General features: G+C 41.2%; 20 protein-coding genes and 1 riboswitch. Of the genes, 13 read left to right on the top strand and 7 right to left on the bottom strand.

Annotation, left to right across the window (positions count from 1 at the left end):
• The first annotated feature begins 45 nt into the window (after positions 1-45).
• A riboswitch (TPP riboswitch) is annotated at positions 46-144 on the top strand.
• Positions 145-209: 65 nt separating this feature from the next.
• The 7 genes from thiS to RT138_RS09785 are packed head-to-tail and all read left to right on the top strand — an operon-like array spanning position 210 to position 6,091.
• Complete coding sequence (gene thiS / locus RT138_RS09815) at positions 210-416, top strand: sulfur carrier protein ThiS (protein WP_313190525.1); 207 nt, start codon at positions 210-212, stop codon at positions 414-416.
• Between the two features lie 19 nt (positions 417-435).
• Complete coding sequence (gene thiC, locus RT138_RS09810; RefSeq protein ID WP_313190524.1) at positions 436-2,247, top strand: phosphomethylpyrimidine synthase ThiC; 1,812 nt, start codon at positions 436-438, stop codon at positions 2,245-2,247.
• Positions 2,244-2,852, top strand: coding sequence for a thiamine phosphate synthase (locus RT138_RS09805; protein WP_313190523.1), 609 nt, complete (start codon positions 2,244-2,246; stop codon positions 2,850-2,852). The genes thiC and RT138_RS09805 overlap by 4 nt, the downstream gene beginning before the upstream one ends.
• Positions 2,849-3,499 carry a thiamine phosphate synthase gene (gene thiE / locus RT138_RS09800; RefSeq protein WP_313190522.1) on the top strand — a complete coding sequence of 217 codons (651 nt, stop codon included), beginning with the start codon at positions 2,849-2,851 and terminating at the stop codon, positions 3,497-3,499. Before RT138_RS09805 ends, thiE begins: the two co-directional genes overlap by 4 nt.
• Positions 3,480-4,247: a thiazole synthase gene (locus tag RT138_RS09795; RefSeq protein WP_313190521.1), complete on the top strand. Its 768-nt coding sequence runs from the start codon at positions 3,480-3,482 to the stop codon at positions 4,245-4,247. Before thiE ends, RT138_RS09795 begins: the two co-directional genes overlap by 20 nt.
• Positions 4,248-4,251: 4 nt before the next feature.
• On the top strand, positions 4,252-5,394 hold the full coding sequence (gene thiH / locus RT138_RS09790) for a 2-iminoacetate synthase ThiH (RefSeq protein ID WP_313190520.1): 1,143 nt from the start codon (positions 4,252-4,254) through the stop codon (positions 5,392-5,394).
• Positions 5,387-6,091, top strand: a complete 705-nt coding sequence (locus RT138_RS09785; RefSeq protein WP_313190519.1) for a HesA/MoeB/ThiF family protein — start codon at positions 5,387-5,389, stop codon at positions 6,089-6,091. Before thiH ends, RT138_RS09785 begins: the two co-directional genes overlap by 8 nt.
• 129 nt (positions 6,092-6,220) lie before the next feature.
• Here the strand turns inward: RT138_RS09785 and RT138_RS09780 are convergent, their stop codons facing one another.
• The 3 genes from RT138_RS09780 to RT138_RS09770 form a co-directional block, all read right to left on the bottom strand.
• The gene (locus RT138_RS09780; protein ID WP_313190518.1) at positions 6,221-7,642 is read right to left on the bottom strand and encodes an RtcB family protein; all 1,422 of its coding nucleotides are present in this window, start codon (positions 7,640-7,642) and stop codon (positions 6,221-6,223) included.
• Between the two features lie 68 nt (positions 7,643-7,710).
• Complete coding sequence (locus tag RT138_RS09775) at positions 7,711-8,808, bottom strand: slipin family protein (RefSeq protein ID WP_313190517.1); 1,098 nt, start codon at positions 8,806-8,808, stop codon at positions 7,711-7,713.
• A gap of 46 nt (positions 8,809-8,854) precedes the next feature.
• Entirely contained in the window at positions 8,855-9,028 is a 174-nt protein-coding gene (locus RT138_RS09770; RefSeq protein WP_313190516.1) for a hypothetical protein, read from the bottom strand.
• 594 nt (positions 9,029-9,622) lie between these two features.
• On the opposite strand from RT138_RS09770, the gene RT138_RS09765 reads away from it, so the two are divergent.
• From RT138_RS09765 to RT138_RS09755, 3 genes are all read left to right on the top strand, one after another.
• A complete protein-coding gene (locus RT138_RS09765; protein WP_313190515.1) occupies positions 9,623-10,687 on the top strand; it encodes a WYL domain-containing protein in 1,065 nt (354 codons plus the stop codon).
• Positions 10,688-10,755: 68 nt separating this feature from the next.
• Positions 10,756-11,409, top strand: a complete 654-nt coding sequence (locus tag RT138_RS09760) for a TetR/AcrR family transcriptional regulator (RefSeq protein ID WP_313190514.1) — start codon at positions 10,756-10,758, stop codon at positions 11,407-11,409.
• Positions 11,406-11,951: a GNAT family protein gene (locus RT138_RS09755; protein WP_313190513.1), complete on the top strand. Its 546-nt coding sequence runs from the start codon at positions 11,406-11,408 to the stop codon at positions 11,949-11,951. The genes RT138_RS09760 and RT138_RS09755 overlap by 4 nt, the downstream gene beginning before the upstream one ends.
• Before the next feature lie 236 nt (positions 11,952-12,187).
• Here RT138_RS09755 and RT138_RS09750 read toward each other — a convergent pair whose 3' ends face one another.
• Positions 12,188-14,554: a M1 family metallopeptidase gene (locus RT138_RS09750; RefSeq protein ID WP_313190512.1), complete on the bottom strand. Its 2,367-nt coding sequence runs from the start codon at positions 14,552-14,554 to the stop codon at positions 12,188-12,190.
• On the bottom strand, positions 14,551-15,126 hold the full coding sequence (locus tag RT138_RS09745) for a HupE/UreJ family protein (protein ID WP_185211509.1): 576 nt from the start codon (positions 15,124-15,126) through the stop codon (positions 14,551-14,553). Before RT138_RS09745 ends, RT138_RS09750 begins: the two co-directional genes overlap by 4 nt.
• A 112-nt stretch (positions 15,127-15,238) precedes the next feature.
• Here RT138_RS09745 and RT138_RS09740 point away from each other — a divergent pair, with 112 nt between their 5' ends.
• Complete coding sequence (locus RT138_RS09740; protein WP_313190511.1) at positions 15,239-15,745, top strand: DUF6702 family protein; 507 nt, start codon at positions 15,239-15,241, stop codon at positions 15,743-15,745.
• Between the two features lie 788 nt (positions 15,746-16,533).
• Entirely contained in the window at positions 16,534-17,523 is a 990-nt protein-coding gene (locus RT138_RS09735) for an IS110 family transposase (RefSeq protein ID WP_313190510.1), read from the top strand.
• Between the two features lie 612 nt (positions 17,524-18,135).
• On the opposite strand, the gene RT138_RS09730 is transcribed toward RT138_RS09735, so the two are convergent.
• Positions 18,136-19,032 carry an AraC family transcriptional regulator gene (locus RT138_RS09730; RefSeq protein ID WP_185211507.1) on the bottom strand — a complete coding sequence of 299 codons (897 nt, stop codon included), beginning with the start codon at positions 19,030-19,032 and terminating at the stop codon, positions 18,136-18,138.
• Between the two features lie 272 nt (positions 19,033-19,304).
• On the opposite strand from RT138_RS09730, the gene crcB reads away from it, so the two are divergent.
• Entirely contained in the window at positions 19,305-19,685 is a 381-nt protein-coding gene (gene crcB / locus RT138_RS09725; protein ID WP_313190509.1) for a fluoride efflux transporter CrcB, read from the top strand.
• Positions 19,686-19,689: 4 nt separating this feature from the next.
• On the opposite strand, the gene RT138_RS09720 is transcribed toward crcB, so the two are convergent.
• Positions 19,690-20,679, bottom strand: a complete 990-nt coding sequence (locus tag RT138_RS09720) for a LacI family DNA-binding transcriptional regulator (protein WP_313190508.1) — start codon at positions 20,677-20,679, stop codon at positions 19,690-19,692.
• Positions 20,680-20,685 lie beyond the last annotated feature (6 nt).

Raw genomic sequence — 20,685 nt, 5'->3', positions numbered from 1 at the left:
ATAATCACAAATAATTTCTTTTAGTTAACTCATTTAGCTAACTTGCCAACGCTTTAGGGGTGTCTGCATTAATTGCAGGCTGAGATTTTACCCTTATAACCTGATCTAGATCATACTAGCGTAGGGAAAAGTAAAATGTCATTCATGGGTGCGTCCTGTACCTAAAGTAGACATTCCTAAAGCATTAATGCTTAAATAACTATTCAGGAATGTTACTTATTATCAATAATCAGACAAAACAGTACAAGAGATATCCATTTAATTTGGAGGAATTAATGGATTTGGAGCTTAAAGGCAAAACCAAAGGTGTTGCTGTTGCCCTCAATAACCAAGTCATCCCAAGAGACAGATGGTCGGATACCCTATTGGCTGATACTGATTCTATCCTAATCATAACCGCAACTCAAGGCGGATAACCCTTAAATATTTGAAGAAATGACAGAACAAAAGATTACAACCAATGCTTTTCCAAATTCCAAAAAGGTTTATATTCCAGGCAACCTGCACCCTATCCAAGTTGCAATGCGTGAAATATCCCTGAGCCCAACCAAGTTGAGCAAGGGCGGTTTTGAAATCAACCCTCCCGTTACGATTTATGATACTTCTGGTCCTTATACCGATGTGAATGCTGAAATCGACATCCGGAAAGGCTTGGATAGGATCAGGGAACAATGGATTTTAGACCGCAATGACGTCGAGATTCTGGATGGTATCAGTTCCGAGTACGGACAAAAAAGACTCCATGATCCAAGCTTGGATGAATTACGATTTTCTTACAATCATAAACCGAAAAGAGCAGTATATGGTCAAAATGTGACCCAGCTGCACTATGCAAAGAAAGGGATCATCACTGCGGAAATGGAATATGTCGCCATTCGTGAGAACCAAAGAATTGAACAATTACAGGCCGCTACGAAAGGAATGGCTGAACAACATAAAGGTGAAAGCTTTGGTGCCAATACGCCAAAACGGATAAGTCCTGAATTTGTGCGGGATGAAATCGCAGCCGGTAGGGCAATCATTCCAAACAATATTAACCATCCGGAAAGCGAACCTATGATCATTGGCCGCAATTTCTTGGTGAAGATCAACGCCAATATCGGAAACAGCGCTGTAAGTTCCAGTATCGAAGAGGAAGTGGAAAAGGCAGTCTGGGCATGCCGATGGGGTGCAGACACGATCATGGACCTCTCTACCGGAAAGAACATCCATGAAACCCGCGAGTGGATTATCCGAAATTCTCCAGTTCCAATAGGTACAGTTCCTATCTATCAGGCTTTAGAAAAAGTTAAAGGTGTACCCGAAGATCTGACTTGGGAGATTTTCAAGGATACCCTCATTGAGCAAGCAGAACAGGGCGTTTCTTACTTTACGATACATGCAGGTGTCCTGTTGAGATACATCCATTTAACGGCGAAAAGGGTAACAGGAATTGTTTCTAGAGGTGGTTCAATCATGGCTAAGTGGTGCCTATACCATCATAAAGAGAACTTTCTGTATACGCATTTTGAGGAGATATGCGAAATCATGAAAAAGTACGATGTTGCCTTCTCTTTAGGTGATGGATTAAGACCAGGCTCTATTGCCGATGCCAACGATGAGGCTCAATTTGCAGAATTGGAAACCTTAGGAGAATTGACTAAAATAGCTTGGAAGCATGACGTCCAGGTGATGATAGAAGGACCGGGACACGTTCCTATGCACATGATCAAAGAGAACATGGAAAAGCAATTGGAAGAATGTGATGAGGCTCCGTTTTATACCTTAGGTCCATTGACAACGGATATTGCACCCGGCTATGACCATATCACTTCTGCTATTGGAGCTGCAATGATCGGTTGGTATGGATGTGCTATGCTGTGCTACGTAACACCAAAAGAACACTTAGGCCTTCCCAATAAAAAAGACGTTAAGGACGGTGTAATCACCTATAAACTTGCTGCCCATGCTGCAGATTTAGCCAAAGGACATCCTGGTGCCCAATACAGAGACAATGCATTGAGCAAAGCAAGATTTGAATTCAGATGGGAGGATCAATTTAACCTTTCACTAGACCCTGATACCGCTAGAGAGTTTCATGACGAAACCTTACCTGCAGATGCAGCAAAGGTGGCTCACTTCTGTTCGATGTGCGGTCCTAAATTCTGTTCCATGAAAATAACACAAGAGATTAGGGAGGCAACCGAAGAAGGGATGTTGGAAAAATCGAAGGAATTTATTGAAAGCGGAAAAGAAATATATCTATGATCATAGTCGTTTCTCCAAACAGCAATTATCCTAACGAACCATTGCATGTCAACAACATGTTAAATAATGGATTAGAGCTATTTCATTTCAGGAAATATGCCTCGTCAGATGAGCTTGCTTTGGAGTATTTGGACAATATTGATGTTTGTCAAAGAAAGAAAATCGTACTCCACTCCCACCATCACCTAGCGACTGAATTTGCAGACATTGAGCGTCTGCATTTCAATAGTTATGATCGGATAAGAGGAAAGCAATTGGAGTATAATGGAAATTACATTTTATCGACTTCCACGCATTCTATTCAAGAATTCAATGAATTGAACAAGACTTGGTCTTACGCCTTTCTTAGTCCTATTTTTCAGAGTATCTCAAAGCCTGGACACGGCGTTTCCAACAATGTTTTTGAAGATATAGGATTAAAGGACAATGCGGATGTCGATTTGATTGGACTAGGAGGAATTGAATATCAAAACATGGAAAGAGTTTTAGACAAAGGTTCGGACGGAATTGCTTTGCTGGGCTCTATTTGGAATCAGATCGATCCAACTAATTATTTGATCTCCTGCAATGAAAAACTAGCATTATGGAAAGCAGATCAACAATGAAAACAAACTTAAGTCGAATCCAATACATATCCGATGGAAGAACCTTTTCAGATCAGGAAAGAAATATCAGGAATGCCCTGGATTCAGGAATCATGTGGCTACAACTCAGGTGGAAATATGGTACAGAAAAGGAACTTCATCAGCTCGCAGAATTGGGCCGAAAGCTCTGTGAACTCTATCAAGCAACCTTTATCATCAACGACCATTTGCATTTAGCCAAGGAACTGGATGCAGATGGAATCCATTTAGGTTTGCAGGATGAATCTATTTTAAGTGCAAGAGCTGTCTTAGGCACTGAAAAAATTATTGGTGGAACAGCTAACAGCTTCCATGATGTACTTCAAAGAAGCAGGGAAGAATGCGATTACATTGGTCTTGGACCATTAAGGTTCACCTCAACCAAACAGAAACTCAGTCCGGTTCTAGGGTTTTCAGGATACCAGGAAATCATCCAAAGACTAAAAAATGAAAATATACAATTCCCTCCAATTTATGCCATTGGAGGGATAATAGATCAGGACTTAACCGAATTGTTGCAAGCAGGTATTTATGGCGTGGCTGTATCAAGCCTGATTCAAAATGACCCTTCTGCAACATCAAGAATGAATCAATTTTACATAGAAGATTATGTTAAAAATAGCCGATAAATCATTTCAATCCAGACTTTTCTTAGGTTCTGGAAAATTTGGAAACCTTTCCCAGATGGAGGAAGCTATTTTAGTTTCTCAAACCGAATTGGTCACCTTAGCATTAAAGAGAGTGGATCACCAATCCGAGGAGGATACCTTGCTGAATTCCTTGTCATTACCCAATGTGGGCTTGCTTCCCAATACGTCGGGGGCAAGGAATGCAAAAGAAGCAATTTTTGCAGCCCAACTTGCAAGGGAAGCGTTTGAAACCAATTGGATCAAATTGGAAATCCATCCTGACCCTCGATATTTGATGCCTGATCCCATTGAAACGTTAATAGCTACCGAAGCGCTAGCCAAACAGGGTTTTATCATCATGCCCTATATTCATGCTGACCCTGTTTTATGTAAAAAACTGGAGGATGCCGGGACGGCAGTTGTTATGCCATTAGGTTCTCCAATAGGAAGCAACAAAGGCTTAAAGACCATAGACTTTTTGGAGATCATCATTGAACAGAGCCAGGTACCGGTAGTAGTCGATGCGGGCATTGGCACCCCATCTGATGCTGCCCAAGCCATGGAAATTGGAGCAGATGCCGTATTGGTGAACACTGCAATTGCCACAGCCTCAGATCCTATTAAAATGGCCGAAGCTTTCAAGCTGGCCGTGATTTCAGGAAGGATGGCCTATGAATCTGGATTAGCAAGTAAAAGCTTTAATGCCAATCCATCTTCTCCACTAACTAGTTTTTTAATGGATCAATAACAGGATGGACATCAAAGAAACCTTAAACCAATACGACTGGAAAGAGATCCAAAATAAATTACAGAACTGCAAAACCTCAGATGTTGAAGCATCCCTGAATAGGCCTAAGAAGTCTATTATGGACTTTCTGAACCTTATATCACCTGCTGCGGAACCTTTTTTAGAACCAATGGCACAACTAAGCAACCAGTTGACCCAGCAGCGTTTTGGCAAGACCATACAGCTGTATGCCCCTTTGTACCTGAGCAATGAATGCCAGAACATCTGTACCTATTGTGGCTTCAGCATGGACAACAAAATAAAACGAAGGACCTTGAGCAATGCTGAAATTATCTTGGAGGCCATGGCTTTAAAAGAGATGGGGATCAATCATGTCCTATTGGTTTCGGGAGAAGCCAACAAGACAGTAGAAATCCAATATTTCCTGAACGCCATCAGTCTGTTGAAACCTTTTTTTTCAAACATCTCCATTGAAGTACAGCCACTCTCCCAGGAAGAGTATGCCATGCTCCATCAGGCAGGGGTACATTCAGTGCTGGTCTATCAAGAAACCTATCACGAAGAAGTCTATAAAATATACCATCCGAAAGGCAAAAAGTCCAATTTCAATTTCCGATTAGAAACACCAGACCGCATAGGCTCTGCCGGAATCCATAAAATAGGTCTAGGTGTACTGTTAGGCCTAGAGGATTGGCGGATAGACAGTTTCTTCAATGCGGTTCACCTAAATTACCTACAACAGCGATATTGGAAAACCAAATATTCCGTTTCATTTCCACGACTGCGGCCAGCAGAGGGCATAATTGAACCCAACTTCATTATGGAGGACCGTCACCTGTTGCAATTGATCTGTGCCTATAGGATCTGGAACCCAGACCTGGAGATTTCAATTTCCACGCGAGAAAGTGAAAACTTCAGGAACCATATCATCGCATTGGGAGCAACAAGCATGAGCGCTGCCTCAAAAACCAATCCTGGTGGATATGTCGTTGACCCGCAATCCCTGGAGCAGTTTGAGATTTCCGATGAACGCAGTATGGAAGAAATAAAGAACAGAATAAAGGCCAAGGGCTACGACCCTATCATGAAAGATTGGGATTCCTGTTTTTCTGAGCATTTCAGCAACTCAAACAGCAACCATGGATAAGGAATTCAGCCGCTATAGCCGACAGATCTTTATGGAAGAAGTATCCATTGAAGGCCAGCGAAAGATTGGAAACGCAAGGGTTCTGGTGATTGGAGCTGGCGGCTTAGGATCTCCTGTCATTCAATACCTAGCGGCGGCAGGCGTTGGGAAATTGGCTAGTATCGACTTTGATATAGTTGAAATCCACAACTTAAACCGACAGGTAATACATCAAGAAAGCTTTATTGGAAAGCCAAAGGTCGAAAGTGCACAATCTTTTGTAAGCCAATTCAATTCAGGAATTTCTTTCGAGCCCATCAACCAGAAACTTAATAAGGAAAACATTGAAGCTGTATTTTCAGGATACGACATCATCGTTGATGGTTCAGATAATTTTGAAACAAGATACCTAGTTAATGACCAATGTATCAAAATGGGAAAAACACTCGTTTATGGAAGCATATTTTCCTTTGAAGGCCAAGTAGCTGTCTTCAATTATGAGGGCAGCAAGAACCTAAGGGATATATTTCCAAGCCCCCCTAATCCGGAGGATGTACAGAACTGTGACCAATTTGGGGTCCTGGGAGCTTTGGCGGGAATCACTGGAACCATGATGGCCATGTTGACCTTGAAAGTTATTCTAGGCCTCAATGTCCCAACAAACCAGTTGACCATCATCGATAGCAAAAACTGGAATTTCAACCAGATAAGATATTAAAGATAGTAATTAGTGTGACAATTACTAAAGGATAAGATGGCAGGTAACAACCCTGCCTAACCTTATCCCTATTTATAAAAAGGCATTATTAAAGTCAAAGGACCGAACAACAATCCAAAACCTCTTAGCTTAATCTTCCCTAGAACCATCATCAGCCATGCGGACCACCTTTGGGTGGAAGGATGCAACCACATCCACTAATTCCCTTTGGGCATCCATGACCTCATGGATATTCTTATAGGCCATTGGCGCTTCATCCAAATCAGCTCCGATCAGGGTTATCCCTAGATCTTCTAAACGCTGTTTAAGCTCAATTCGGGACAAGGTCTTTATCGCTTGGGTGCGGCTCATCAATCGTCCTGCGCCATGCGAAGCCGAATTGATCGCTTCTTCAGCTCCTTTACCACGTACCAAGAATCCTGGTGCAGCCATCGATCCCGGAATGATCCCCATCACCCCTTTTGCCGCCGGAGTTGCACCTTTACGGTGCACGATCAGCTCCTCACCTTTCCACATCTCTTTCCAAGCAAAGTTATGATGGTTTTCCACCTTCGTCAATCGCTCAGCACCCAATTCAGTGAGCACCTTTTCATGGATTACTTCGTGGCAGGCAGAGGCATAATCCCCCGCTAGGTTCATGGCCAACCAATACTCTTGACCTTCAGCAGAATCCAAGTCGAAATAAGCCAAATGCTTGGCCTCATGCGGTAATTGACAGAACTGCATAGCCATTTTGGTATAGTGATTGGCGATCATTGCCCCCAATCCACGAGAGCCAGAATGCGTCAATAAAGCCAAATATTGCCCTTGAGGAACCCCTAATTCTTTATCCTCTTCATTAAATTCCATGATACCAAATTCCACAAAATGGTTTCCACCACCTGAAGAACCCAACTGGGTCCAAGCCTTATCTTTTAATTGCTTCACAAAAGGATTGGCATCAAACTGATCGTTCTCCAACACTTCATGGTCAATGCGTTCATCTTTCAAGAATCCGTTTCCCGCACCAAAGCGCGTAGTTTTCATCAAGATCTTTTTCAGCTCGTCCCGATGGGTATCCACATAACTGGCCGGAAGGTCAAATATGGAAAGCGCCATACGGCAACCGATATCGACCCCAACACCATAAGGAATGATTGCATTTTTCGTACCCAATACCCCACCAATAGGCAATCCATAGCCTTGGTGTGCATCAGGCATCAATGCACCGGCAACCGTTACAGGCAGTTTCATCGCCGTCTTCATTTGGTTCTTTGCCCCATCCTCAATCTGCTCAGCGCCATACAACTCAAATGGCAGCTCTACAGACTTCAAGGGGATATTGTATTTTTCCAATTCCTCAATGTTCAACAAGGCGAATGATAGCGGTGAAAACAAGGGATCATCAGCAAAAGCCTTTGGATCATCCAAAACAGCTTTAAATTTCGTCAACATTTCCTCTTTGCTAAAACCCAATCGCTTCTTATTGATCTTCAAAGCAACCCCAATCGCCAAATTCTCTTTATATCCTAAGGCAATCAAATCATTGCCATTAATTCTCTTATTTTCCATCTTTTATTAATTTAACAAATAATGACCATTTAATAAATCTGCAGGGCCTTATTGCCCTGCAGGGCTTCCTATTTATTTAAGAACAATTGTTTCAATTGATCCACGATCTGACCGTTTCCAGAAACAGAAATCGTATTGATCTTGTCCGCAATCTTCTCCACGTATTCCATTTCCTTCAACCGGAACAACATCGCATTCTCTTCCAAAAGCTTCGCGGTATTCAGCAAGCTCCTTGTCGAGGCCGTTTCTTCCCTTCTGGTAATGATATTCGCCTGAGCTTTCTTCTCAGCGACCAACACTTGGTTCATGATATCCTTGATTTCTCCCGGAAGGATAATATCCTTGATACCCATTGAAATCAATTCAATTCCCAATCGCTGAACCGACCTCTTTGCTTCTTCCAAGATCACCTTAGCGATCGCATCCTTATTTTCCAATAATCCATCGAATGTTTGGTCAGACACATACGTTCTCACGATCATCTGCATCAAAACATATAAATGATTATCATAGGATTGGTTTTCCAACAAGGCCATCTTGATATCTTTGACTTGATATTGGAAACCGATATTCAATCGGATCTGCACTTTGTCCTTAGTCAAGATTTCCTGACCTGGAATCTCCATATACATTGCTCTTTTGTCCACGATGGCCACCTGAATGGCATCAGCGTTTTTCCAAAAAAAGTATTCACCAGCCAACAATTCTCTTTCAAATTTACCATTCACAAAAAGCAATGCTCCTTGAAATTCTTCAATCTGATATCTGCTCACATAAGGTTTGAACAAGTCTTTCCTTAAATAAGCCTTGTTGATGGAAGAAGGCACCTCCAAGGTATCCATATTCTCAATTTGGAATTCCAAATCCTCCAAACCTTTCCAGAAGACATGTCTTCCCGCATTCAACAAGCCCACAAGGTTCTTGTTCTTGAACATCAAAGCGATTTCATTGTCCAAGACCTCAACGATTTCAACCAATTCATCAAATCCAGGTACAGTCAACAAAACATCTAGATGTTGAGCAACCTGAAATGGTTTCGCCATATCATGGCGCTCTAGGGATTCCCCAAAGCCTAACCAGTATTTTCCTTCAGTCACAATCCTTTTCACAGCATTGTTTTTGATGATCAATCCTACTTCGTTTCTGTTAATTAATACCTTTTTCATTGTTTTTCTATTTAATTATTTCACTCATTCATTTAATCCTAAAAAGCTACCGCCAATCGTTCATCGGTCCAGAACGGAACTCTAGGGTAGTCCTAGACCATCCAGTGACCTTGCCTTTCCCATAGTGGAAGAACAGGTCTTCCAGTAGTTCAAGAACAATTCGCCTTTGGTCTAGGTCTAGCAAAAAGTTGCAAAGATCCTTTCCAACTGTTATTGGCATGAACATGCCTTTAACCGAACCATTGGCAATAAGCTTTTGATCTTTTTAGAGAAGACCTAAACTCGTCCATCGTGTTTTACCACGAAAATGCATCGTGTGAGGATGTTTATGGTCCTATTTCAACCATGGGTTTGTTATTCTAGCCATTTGAATTATCCTGGAAACCAGGAGCAGGATTCGAACCTGCACAGCAAACAATTAATCTATAGACCCATCTCATAATCAGTATACTCCATCCTACCGGAAAAGCACTAGCCTGCTATACAGAAACAGGACACCAGGATTACGATTTGATCTCTACAGATTATATATCCTTTCGGACATATATCGTATAAAAAGCTTATCGCTTGTTTAATCAAAGAACATTTGTCATACCCGACATTACAAAGGTGCATACAGCACTACGCATCACTTATGCGTAGTAAAATTTTATCCATATTATTTTAACATTATACATTTATTACACTGTGTATCAATTAATTAATTTAACAACATTTTTATAACATATTTACAAAAAGACATTACTACGCAAATACTTTGCGTAATAATGTCAAATTATCTATCTTTATTTTATCCAAAAAGGAAAGGAAATCCATGTCTACAAACAAACTTGCTCTTATCCGATACAAAATCATCGACCAATGTCTTCAACAAACCCATAGGAAATGGACTTTGGAGGACTTGATAGAAAAGGTTTCGGATGCGCTTTATGAGCTGGAAGGAATCAATAGTGGCGTCAGTAAAAGGACAATACAAGGCGATATACAGTTGATGCGAAGCAATAAGCTCGGTTATAATGCTCCAATTGTTGTCAAGGACCGTCGATATTATAGCTACGAAGACCCGAATTACAGCATTAGCAACTCCCCAATTTCCTCCATGGACATGGAAAAAATGAAAGAAGCCGTCGATGTCCTGAAACATTTGAATGGCTTTACCTTTTTTGAGGAAATGAGCGATATGATCATCCGTTTAGAGAGCCAGATGTACGCTTCAAAGGGAGAAGGCAAGTCCATTGTACAGCTTGAAGCCAACCCTTTATTAAAGGGATTGAAATGGATTACCCCACTCTATCAAGCCATCAAGGACGAAAACCCAGTTTTAATCAAATACAAATCCTTCAAGTCCAAACAGCCAACCGTTGAGGTATACAGCCCCTATCTATTAAAGGAATATAGAAACCGATGGTTTCTTATCTGTTGTAAAAAGCACCATTCAAGCCTAACTACGTTGGCACTGGACCGGATGGCTGAAATTGACATGATGGCCAAAAATGGGTTTCAACCTTATGAAGGTATTGATTTCGATCGATACTTTTCAGATACCATAGGCGTAACCAAATCTGCCAAGGAACGTGGCCAGAAGGTCATCCTACAGGTAAATGCTGCCAATGCCCCCTATGTAGAGACCAAACCGTTGCACAGCTCCCAACAGATCCAAAAAAGACATGACGATGGTTCCATTACCATACGTATAGACGTGGTACTGAACCTGGAGCTGGAGCGAGAGATATTGGGATTTGGGGAATGTATTAAGGTATTGGCACCAAAAAGCCTAGAAAAGAGAATACTTTATAGGCACTACAAAGCGTTAAATCAATATGCCAAAGCCCAAATCATAAGGGAAGATACAGAGCCGCAGAAGCAACCTGATAAATAATGATATTACTCACTTTATTCCCTATGCTGTGAATAATGCTTAAATTTATCCTACTATTTTAAACAGATATGAAAAAAGCTCCGAATCCTGAGCAGAAGTCCAGAAAAATCACCTCTGGACCCGTACGTGAAAAGGCAAGAACGATGAACAGAATCGTCAATGCCGTCGGAAAGGTTTTAAAAAAACATGGTTACCCTGGATTGACCATTGCAAATATTGCCACAGAAGCAAAAGTCGACCGTAAATTGATCTATACCTATTTTGATAATTTGGACAATTTGGTCGAGCTATATATCGAAAAAAGGGATTATTGGAAAACCAAGGCCAAATCCACTATTTCCAAATTATTGAGCCAGGAGATCATTCAGGATGATGAGATGTTTGCGCTCTTGCAAGGACAGTTCAATGCTGTTCTTAACGACGAGATCCTACAGCGAATCTTGCAGTGGGAGCTTTCTGAAAACAAGGAAATCCTGCGTAAACTAGCGGATAGCCGTGAAGAAATTGGCGCAGAGCTCATCCGTAAATACGAGAAGAGCCACCCCAATTCCGATGTCGACACCTGCGCTATCCTTGCCCTGCAAACTGCAGGCTTATATTACCTAGCCCTTCACGCCAAAACAAACGGAAGCACATTCTGCGGTCTTGATCTCAATTCCGAACAAGACCAAGAACGAGTTTCCGCAGCACTGAGAGAAATACTGACTAAGACCCAAACATGAAAAGAATCATCGAAATAGATCCTCAAATCAGCTTGAAAGCAATCGTCGAGAGCGATGCCATTCGCATGTACAACATCATCAATAGCCAAAGGGAGTATCTTGGACAATGGCTACCTTTCGTCCAATTTACCAACAGAGTGGAGGACAGCAAGGGATTTGTTGAAATGGCGATGCTCAGCCGAAAGCTCAAAAAGGATTATGTCTATAAGATTTGTTTCGATGACCGTATGATTGGCTTGATCGGCACCAAGGAGACCGATTTATTGAACAAGAACACAGAAATTGGCTATTGGCTATCCCAAGACTTCCAAAATCAGGGGATCATGACCCGTTCGGTGGAAGCCCTGATCCAGGAGCTTTTTGAAGAACTTAAATTAGAACGCATACAGATCTGCTGCGCCATAGGCAATGAAAAAAGCATCAATATCCCAAAAAGACTAGGCTTTAAGCTCGAAGGAACCAAAAGGAATGGCGAATGGATGGGCAATTTCCAATTTAGGGACCTTCTGGTCTTCAGCAGGCTGAAATCAGACAGACCATAGTTTTAGGATATCTAAACCCACTTATCTTTCATCCGAAATTTTCCCTGACCAAGCGTTCTTAGACCGCAAGCTCTTGACCAAGCTTTACCCTTATTCGAGCCATATTCGGAAAATTCGGAATCTGTCTCGAATAAGTCCAAACCAAAACTAGGATATTATAGCCAAAAAATTGTTAGATATAACACAAGGGCAGCTCAAAATTTGAGCTGCCCTTTATATTTTTGGTTTAGTATTACCTATCTATTATTTTGTTTTTTAGCTTCTTTCATCGGGTTGCTCTCGGCCGATTGACCGCGAGCTGCTCGTCCATTCTGCTGGTACAACTCAAACCTGGAAGGTTGAGAAGTTCGAGGCCATGCATTGTTTGACTCATCTATATCCGCAGTTTCACGGTACGGATCCAATTGAATGGAGGCAACTTGCTTGCTCTTTGCAAATACTTTCGTTGCTTCATTTTCATCCATTCTCCAGATATAAGCAGGGACTTGATCGATCTCTTTGCTTCCATCGGTAAAGGTCCATTCGATAATCAATGGCATGACCAATCCACCATTGTTCTTGAAGTTCAACTCATAGAAGGTAGTCTTACCATTGAAGATATCTTTTTCCTTATCGGTTAGCTTATTGTAGAAATCTTGGTAGCTAGCCTCATCTGCTGGATTCACGGCAAAACGATCCCATTTATTATAGAAATCTTGAAGAGAGGTATCCTTATCGACTAAGAAAGCCATATTCTCTTCCATATTTCGCTGACGCGTAATACTGTTCAGGTCTTTTTCAAATGCTTCTTTTTTCTCCTGTTGCGTTTTCTTAGGATCTGATCCACTCATTCTGTATTGCGTCACATTATCTAAGGAAATCTCAACCGGATCAGTTCCAAAGAACCATCCTCTCCAGAACCAATCAAGATCTACAGCAGAGGCGTCTTCCATGGTACGGAAGAAGTCGGCTGGTGTAGGGTGTTTGAACTCCCATCGTCTTGCATATTCCTTAAAGGCATAGTCAAAGAGCTCACGCCCCATTACTGTTTCTCTCAAGATATTTAGAGCTGTCGCTGGTTTAGCGTATGCATTCGGTCCAAATTGAACGATATTTTCTGAATTGGTCATGATAGGTTCCAACTGATCTTTTGGAAGCTTCATGTAATCCACGATCTTGTAGGCTGGTCCACGACGGGAAGGAAAATCCTTGTCCCATTCTTGTTCGGTCAAATACTGAAGGAACGTATTCAATCCTTCGTCCATCCAAGTCCATTGACGCTCATCCGAATTGACGATCATCGGAAAGAAGTTATGTCCAACTTCGTGGATAATCACTCCGATCATGCCATATTTTACGGCCTCCGTATAGGTACCATCCTCATCGGCACGGCCATAGTTGAAACAGATCATAGGATATTCCATACCATTTGCAGCTTCCACAGAGATAGCTACTGGATAAGGATACGGGATAGAGAATTTAGAATATGTCTTTAAGGTATGGGCAACAACTTTGGTGGAATATTTACGGTACAATGGGTAAGCCTCAGGACCATAATAGGACATGGCCATCGGCTGGTTTCCCGGAATACCTTCATTTACGCGCAAAGCATCCCAGATCAGGCGACGAGAGGTAACGAAGGCAAAATCGCGAACGTTCTTGGCTTCATATACCCAAGTTTTCTTGGCATTTGATTTCTGTTGAATGGCTTTGTTAGCTTCCTCCAAAGTAACAATCTCAACGGGTTCCTTCGATTGCTGAGCCTGCTTCCATCTAGCCAATTGCGCCGAGGTCAATACCTGAGCATAGTTTTGGCATTCGCCGGTCGCTCCTACCACATGGTCCGCTGGAACCGTGATATTTACTTTATAGTCACCAAAAACCAGGGCAAATTCCCCTCTTCCGGTAAACTGTTTATTTTGCCATCCCTGAAAATCGGAATAGACCGCCATACGTGGAAACCATTGCGCAATGGTGTATAGGTTATTATCATCTTTTGCAAAATGCTCAAACCCACCACGACCACCTTCGACCATACGATCAGAGATCTTATAATCCCAATCAATCTTCAACACGAATTTAGCGCCAGGCTTCAATGCTGTAGGAAGATCAATACGCATCATGGTATAGTTGATGGTATATTTTAGCGCCTTATTGGCTCCATCGGTCACCTTATGGATATTGACACCAAAACCTTTTTTCTCAGGAACCAATGATTTCAGTTCGCCAATGGACATTTTCTCCCTTAAGCTACTTTGGTCAAACCGTTTACTTTCGGCATTGTCAGCATGTTCGTTTTCATCCAGTTGAATCCATAGGTAGGTCAATGGATCTGGCGAATTGTTGGTATAGGTAATGGTTTCAGATCCTTTCAGCACGCGATTGACATCATCAACTTCCACATCAATGACATAATCGGCTTTCTGTTGCCAATACATTGCCCCTGGTGCACCAGATGCCGTTCGAAAGATATTTGGATCCGTCAACAGGTTACCCAGTTGCTCAAACTTATTCCCATGGTTGGAACCTGGGTTGTGCTGCATCTGTGCTTGGGCAGCATATATGCTTGCCGAGCCTAAAAGGGCAAGGCAAATGGTTTTGATTATTGATGAATTTAATTTCATAAAGGAATACGTTCAAGTGCCATAATAAAGGAGATTCCAATGACAGCCGATGAGAGGAAGAAGCTCCAATCACGGTTGCTAACTGCAAAAATCTTGAGCATCAACTCCGACAGCAGAATAACAAAAAAGACAATGATAAGTTGTCCAAACTCTAAACCTATATTGAAGGACAGCAGTGGAAGTACAATATTAGCTTCCTGTCCCAACAACGATTGCAGGTAATTTGAAAATCCAAGACCGTGGATCAGCCCAAAGAATAAGGTCATCGCATAAAGTACATATGGACTTCGCTGCTTTCTTCTTTTGGGCAAATTATAGAATGCGGTGGCCAAAATGGTCACCGGAATCAAGAATTCCACCCAAGCGGTATCTACCCTTACGATCTTAAAAGCTGCCAATGCCAAGGTGATGGAATGGCCGACCGTAAATGCGGTTACCAGCCAAAGAATTTTCTTCCAATCTTTTAGCGTATAACTGCAACATAAAACGAGAACAAACAGAATATGGTCATAACCCGTCAGGTCCAAGATATGCTGCCAACCAAGCTGAAAATAGATAGAGAAATCGCTCATTAATTAGGTCTTGTAATAATAACATAGCAAAATTAATATTATTTTAACATAGACAAACGGATTTACTAATTTTAAGCAGATTTGCACATAATTGTTGCAAAAAATCAAAAGAATGGATTGGAAGAAATTAAGATTAGGATTGCTGCTTGTTGGAATGTTTACGGCATTGATTGCTTTTGCGCACCCTTTTTATGTCAGCATCAGTTCAGTTGATTTCAACCCCAGCAAAAAACGCATTGAGGTCTCCTGCAGGCTGTTTTATGATGACCTGGAAGTAGCCTTGAAAAGCCAATTAGGCCAACATATCGATGTAATCCATCCCAAAAACAAAGCCGCTGCAGACTCCGCCATTTCGAAATACATCCGGCAAAATTTCAAGATCAATATCAATAATCAACCTCGAAACTTACAATATGTTGGCTATGAGATTGAGGAGGATGTAGCTTGGTGCTATTTTGAAGTCAGCAATGTTACCTCCATCAGCAAACTGGACATTGTCAATCAACTCCTTTTCCAGGATTTCAAGAATCAGTCGAACATCATGCATATCAAGGTCAACAATGTAAAAAAAAGCACCAAACTCGACAATCCTAAAAGGACGGCAAGTTTCAATTTTTAATTCTTTTGAAGGATTGGGGATTTTGGGTGAGGTGAACGGCCCCTCTAGAAACACAAAATGCTTTTTTCTCAAAAAGCACGTCTAAATTTAATCTGTTTTGGTTTTGTAGAAGGGTTAACTTTTCTTGTTAACACTTCTATTTTGTGGGCTTGGTTGGTTTCCGATAAACCCTACATTCGTTACATAGAATGAGAATGGGTTCTGGATCATTTTTTCTTTTTTACTTCTTTCTTTTTTAATCATATTATTTACCTTTCTTTTATTGTTTGCTAGTAATATAACAAATTTTGAGCCAAATTCCAAATTTGGGGAAGTGCATCTTTTGAACCAGGATGGAAAGGATGAGAGGATAGACCAAGAACTGGATATGAACCAGGATTAAATGGATGTGAGGATAGACCAAGAGCTGGGCAGGAACCAGGATGGAAAGGATGAGAGGATAGACCAAGATCATCTTGTCATTATGTCGTTGGAATACCCTCATACTGTAGGGGCGTTTTGAAAACGCCCGCTGTTGAACTAGAACGTCCTTCTATGCCGCTCTGGGTACAGAATGGGGGTTCGACAGGCTATTAGATTTGTAATAGAGATTTATATTAAATTTATATATCTGAAAACCTGAAGAATTGAGGTGAACTAGTTCGACTCGTAAGTTCATGACTTATCGTGAGCATTAGTCCTCAATTCTTCTTGGGTTTTGGTGCCATTTAGAATGCCAAGTTTTAAGACTTATTAATAGCGATAGCATTGACCCTGAGGTTTCCAGACTCTTACCTAATTGTAAAATTATGAAAAAGTTATTTATTGGCATCGATATATCAAAAGATGTTTTTGACTTCTACGGTATATCTGAAACAGGTGAAACAGTGATCCCATCAGGTATCCATTTCAATAGCAAGAAAGGGATCAAGTCCTTTTTGACCATGGTAAAGAAGTATACCGACTATGAGCCGCATATGTGCATGGAACATACGGGTCTCTATGGTTATTTGCTGATGACGGAATTTAGTTCTGCATCGATGAGATTCTCAGTCATCAATCCTCTTGAGATGAAACTTTCCAGTGGATTGGTACGTGGTAAAAACGATGCTGTTGATGCTTTACGGATTGCCAAATACGCACTGGCCAATAGGTTTGACCTAAAGCCCTTCACCCTGGCCAGCCGTGAAATCCGCAGACTTAAAATCCTTATGGCCATGCGGGATGGTCAAGTCAAGATTATGGTACAGCAAAAAAACAGCCTGAAGGCATTTAAGTTGGTTGCAGCTGATATTTCCCTGGCAAAGGAACTCAAAGAAAATCAAAAACTAATCGATGCACATCAAAAGGTAATTGCTAAGCTTGAAAAGCAGATGCTGGAGATCATCCGGGGAAATGTCCAACTCAGCGATTCTTATCGCAAGATCACAAAGGTAATTGGCGTGGGACCACTTACTGCAATCAAATGTATCGTGGAGACCGAGAACTTCAGCAAGTTTGATGACCCCAGAAAATTTGCCTGCCACAGCGGTCTTGCCCCGTTTGAATATCGATCCGGAAGCAGCGTAAGAAAAAGGGCCAGCACCAGTCCCATCAGCGACAAAAACATGAAGGCAATCCTGTTCAAGGCAGCTTCATCGGCGTTACAACATGACCCACAGCTCAAAAACTATTATAAAAGGAAAACGGAGGAAGGAAAACATAAACTATCTGTAATCAACGCTATTGCAAACAAAATTATATTGAGAATATTCGCAGTGGTAAAAAGAGATGAACCATTTCTAAAATTATCAGCATAATTATTTGCTTTTATCTTAGAATGCTCACCCACCGGATAGACCAAGATTATCTTGTCATTATATCGTTGGAAAGTCCCCAATACTGTAGGGGCGTTTTGAAAACGCCCGCTGTTGAACTAGAATGCCTTTCTATGCTGCTCTGGGACAGGATGGGCCAGGAATAGGTCAAAGGATATCTTTGGGACAGATAACCCCTAGCGGGGGTGGAATCTTTGTAGAAATTGGATGTGTGTAATGGCCAACCCACAGCGTGGGTGAAATATTTTTCTATAAATCCTCTAAAACAGGAATTAATCGCCAAAAAATAGTTTCCTCATCTTACGATTTCGGAATGACTCCAACCCTAAGAAAAAAAACAAAAATAGATCCTTCGCTTCACTCTGAATCCCTCTTTAGCATATTTTGATTCTGAACAATCAGTGAGGAATCTGTACGGTTCTCCTCCAACAGTTCCCTTCATTCTCCATCGAAGATGGAGGACTTGTACATCAACCCAATCTTTGTTTGTATTACTCCGAGATTCTTCGGATAAACCTCAGAATGACTAAAAAAACTACCCTTTCAGAAAATTCACTGTCTCACATCTCATATCTCCCATCTCAATTCTCCTCCTTAATTCGCCATATTATTCACTGCATGACGATGGATAAACTCAGAGGGTGAACTATGCAGGATATGTTTGAAGACTCGGTTAAAATGGACGACGGTATTGAAACCGCATTGGTAGGCGACTTCGGAAATATTTTCTGTGGACTTGTTGATGAGCAATTGGCAGGCTTTTTCGATTCGGATTTCATTTAAAAAGGTTACATAGGTTTTCATGGTATGCTTTTTAAAATACTTACAGAATGCGGATGGGGTCATGTGGATGAGTTTGGCAACCGCATCGATACTGATTTCCCGGTTATAGTTTTCTAGGGAATATCGCAGGACTTCATTGATACGGACACCGACTTTATCATTGAAGTTTGATTCAGGAAGTCCGGAATACAGGGAGATCATTTCCTTTTCATTGGCGATCAGGTACTCGAAGACCTCCAATACGCGCATGAGTTTTGGTAGACCCTCCTCGCGCAGTAATGATTGAAAGATGCTCCTCACCGGTAGGCTATATTTCTGCAACAGCTTTTTACTGGAATCCAGGGTTGTAAAGATATCCCTGATCCGATGCAGCTCCTGCATATTGAAGAAGGACTGCATCTTGTCAAAGGCGACAAAAATATGGACGACATGGATCTGGTCATTTTCAGCACCTTCTTTAATAAAGATATGGGGGTCGTTGGCCTTTAGGATATAGATTTCATTTTCAAAAAAAGGCTGTATTAAGTTTCCGATAACGACCGAACCCCTACCTTTTAAGATATAGGAAATTTGAATTTCCTTATGTCTATGATAGTGGGTATAGAATTCCTCCCTCAGGTCTTCTTGAATATAAAACGAACCAGCTCCAAAAGCAGGCACAGTAAACTCAATTGGATACCTTGCTTCCATAGTCTTTAAAGCTTCCATACATTCCTAATTTTTGTCCCAATCCAACCGGTTATTGTTGTTTGGGGATAATGATATTCATAATTTAGTTATAACAAAAATATCATTTTTTTACAATCGCAGGGTATTTTTTGAAATTTTATAAGATAATTTCCCCAATAATTTTCTGACATCAATCATATTTCATTCATTTTCATACCTTTCGCTGGGTTTTATTGAGATTCAATCCATTCGTAACTTGTAAAGGAATTCATTAAATTCGAAAAAAAATAAATCAAAATTAGTTATTATTCATGATCAGAGAGGCATTCATTATTGCTGCAGGTGGAGCTGTCGGAAGTGTACTAAGGTATTTCAGCGGACAATTTATCAGCAAAAATTACCCCAGCCAGATTCCCCTTGGCACTTTAATCGTGAACCTCTTAGGCTGTCTGTTGATTGGCCTATTACTGGGTTATTTTGCCAAAAACCAGGGTTTGAGCAATGAATGGAAACTGTTGCTGATAACAGGCTTTTGTGGTGGTTACACGACCTTCTCCACCTTTGCTGCCGAAAACATCAATCTTATCCAAAACCAACAGACCTCGCAAGCCTTCCTATACATTGGCCTTAGCGTTGTTCTTGGATTGGCTGCAGTTTACTGTGGCTTGATGGTCTGGAAATTATTTCAATAAATCATTAGGCCCTCGTCTTGGCAACCAATTCAGAATTCAACACCTTTTTCTGAATCGTATTATCTTTCATCTGTTGGGTCAGGGCAATGACGCTTTCCTTTGCCAACTGCTCAATAGGCTGCTTTACATGGATAATGGGATGATAAAAGAAATCATATACCTCACTAAAGTCAAAGCACATTACATTTAAGTCCTTTGGGATCTGGATCTCTTTTTGGGTGAGGTATTTTAATCCCGCAACCGAAAGGGTATTGGTGGCAAAAACGATGGCATCAGCTTTCTTATCGTTCAAAATCTCCTCGAGGACTTGCCCCAATTCTTGCTGCTGCTTACTGAAATTAATTTTATACAATTTGGATTGGATGGCAGAGCTGGCATCCAAGAAACCTTGTTCACGGTCTTTCATATGCTGTAGGCTACTCTTGTAGGCCACAAAAGCCAGGTTCTTGTACCCCATTTCAATGAGATGGCTCACTGCAGTCTGCATGGACTCCTTATTATCCGTGATGACATAGCTGGAATTGACATGGTCAAAATGCCTATCGATCAAACAGATGGGAATCCCCAAGGAAATGATATATTCAATGGTTTCTTCGGAGTGGTCCGGTGGAGAGATGATAAATCCATCGACTTGCCTTTTTATAAAAACATCGACTAAATTTTTCAATTTCTCCGTACTTTCATCCGAACTACCGATTATGGTGGTCAGACCAAAATGTCCAGACTCATCTTCTATTCCTCTTGCGATAGACGCAAAGAAAGGATTTGAAATATCTGCAACGATCAGTCCTATGGTATTGGTTTTACCCGTTTTTAAACTCTTGGCGATATGGTTGGGTTGATAATTCAGTTCTTTGGCAGCCTGTCTGATCTTTTCTGCAGTATCCTTCCCTACTCGGCCCTTTTCTTCATTACCGCTTAATACATAAGAAACTAATGCGGTAGAAACACCAATTTTCTGAGCAATATCCTTTAATGATACCTTTTTTACCATTTTGTA

Source organism: Sphingobacterium sp., assembly GCF_032065005.1.
Taxonomy (GTDB): domain Bacteria; phylum Bacteroidota; class Bacteroidia; order Sphingobacteriales; family Sphingobacteriaceae; genus Sphingobacterium.
Note: the sequence above shows the minus strand (reverse complement) of the source record. Positions and strands in the feature narration are given on the sequence as shown.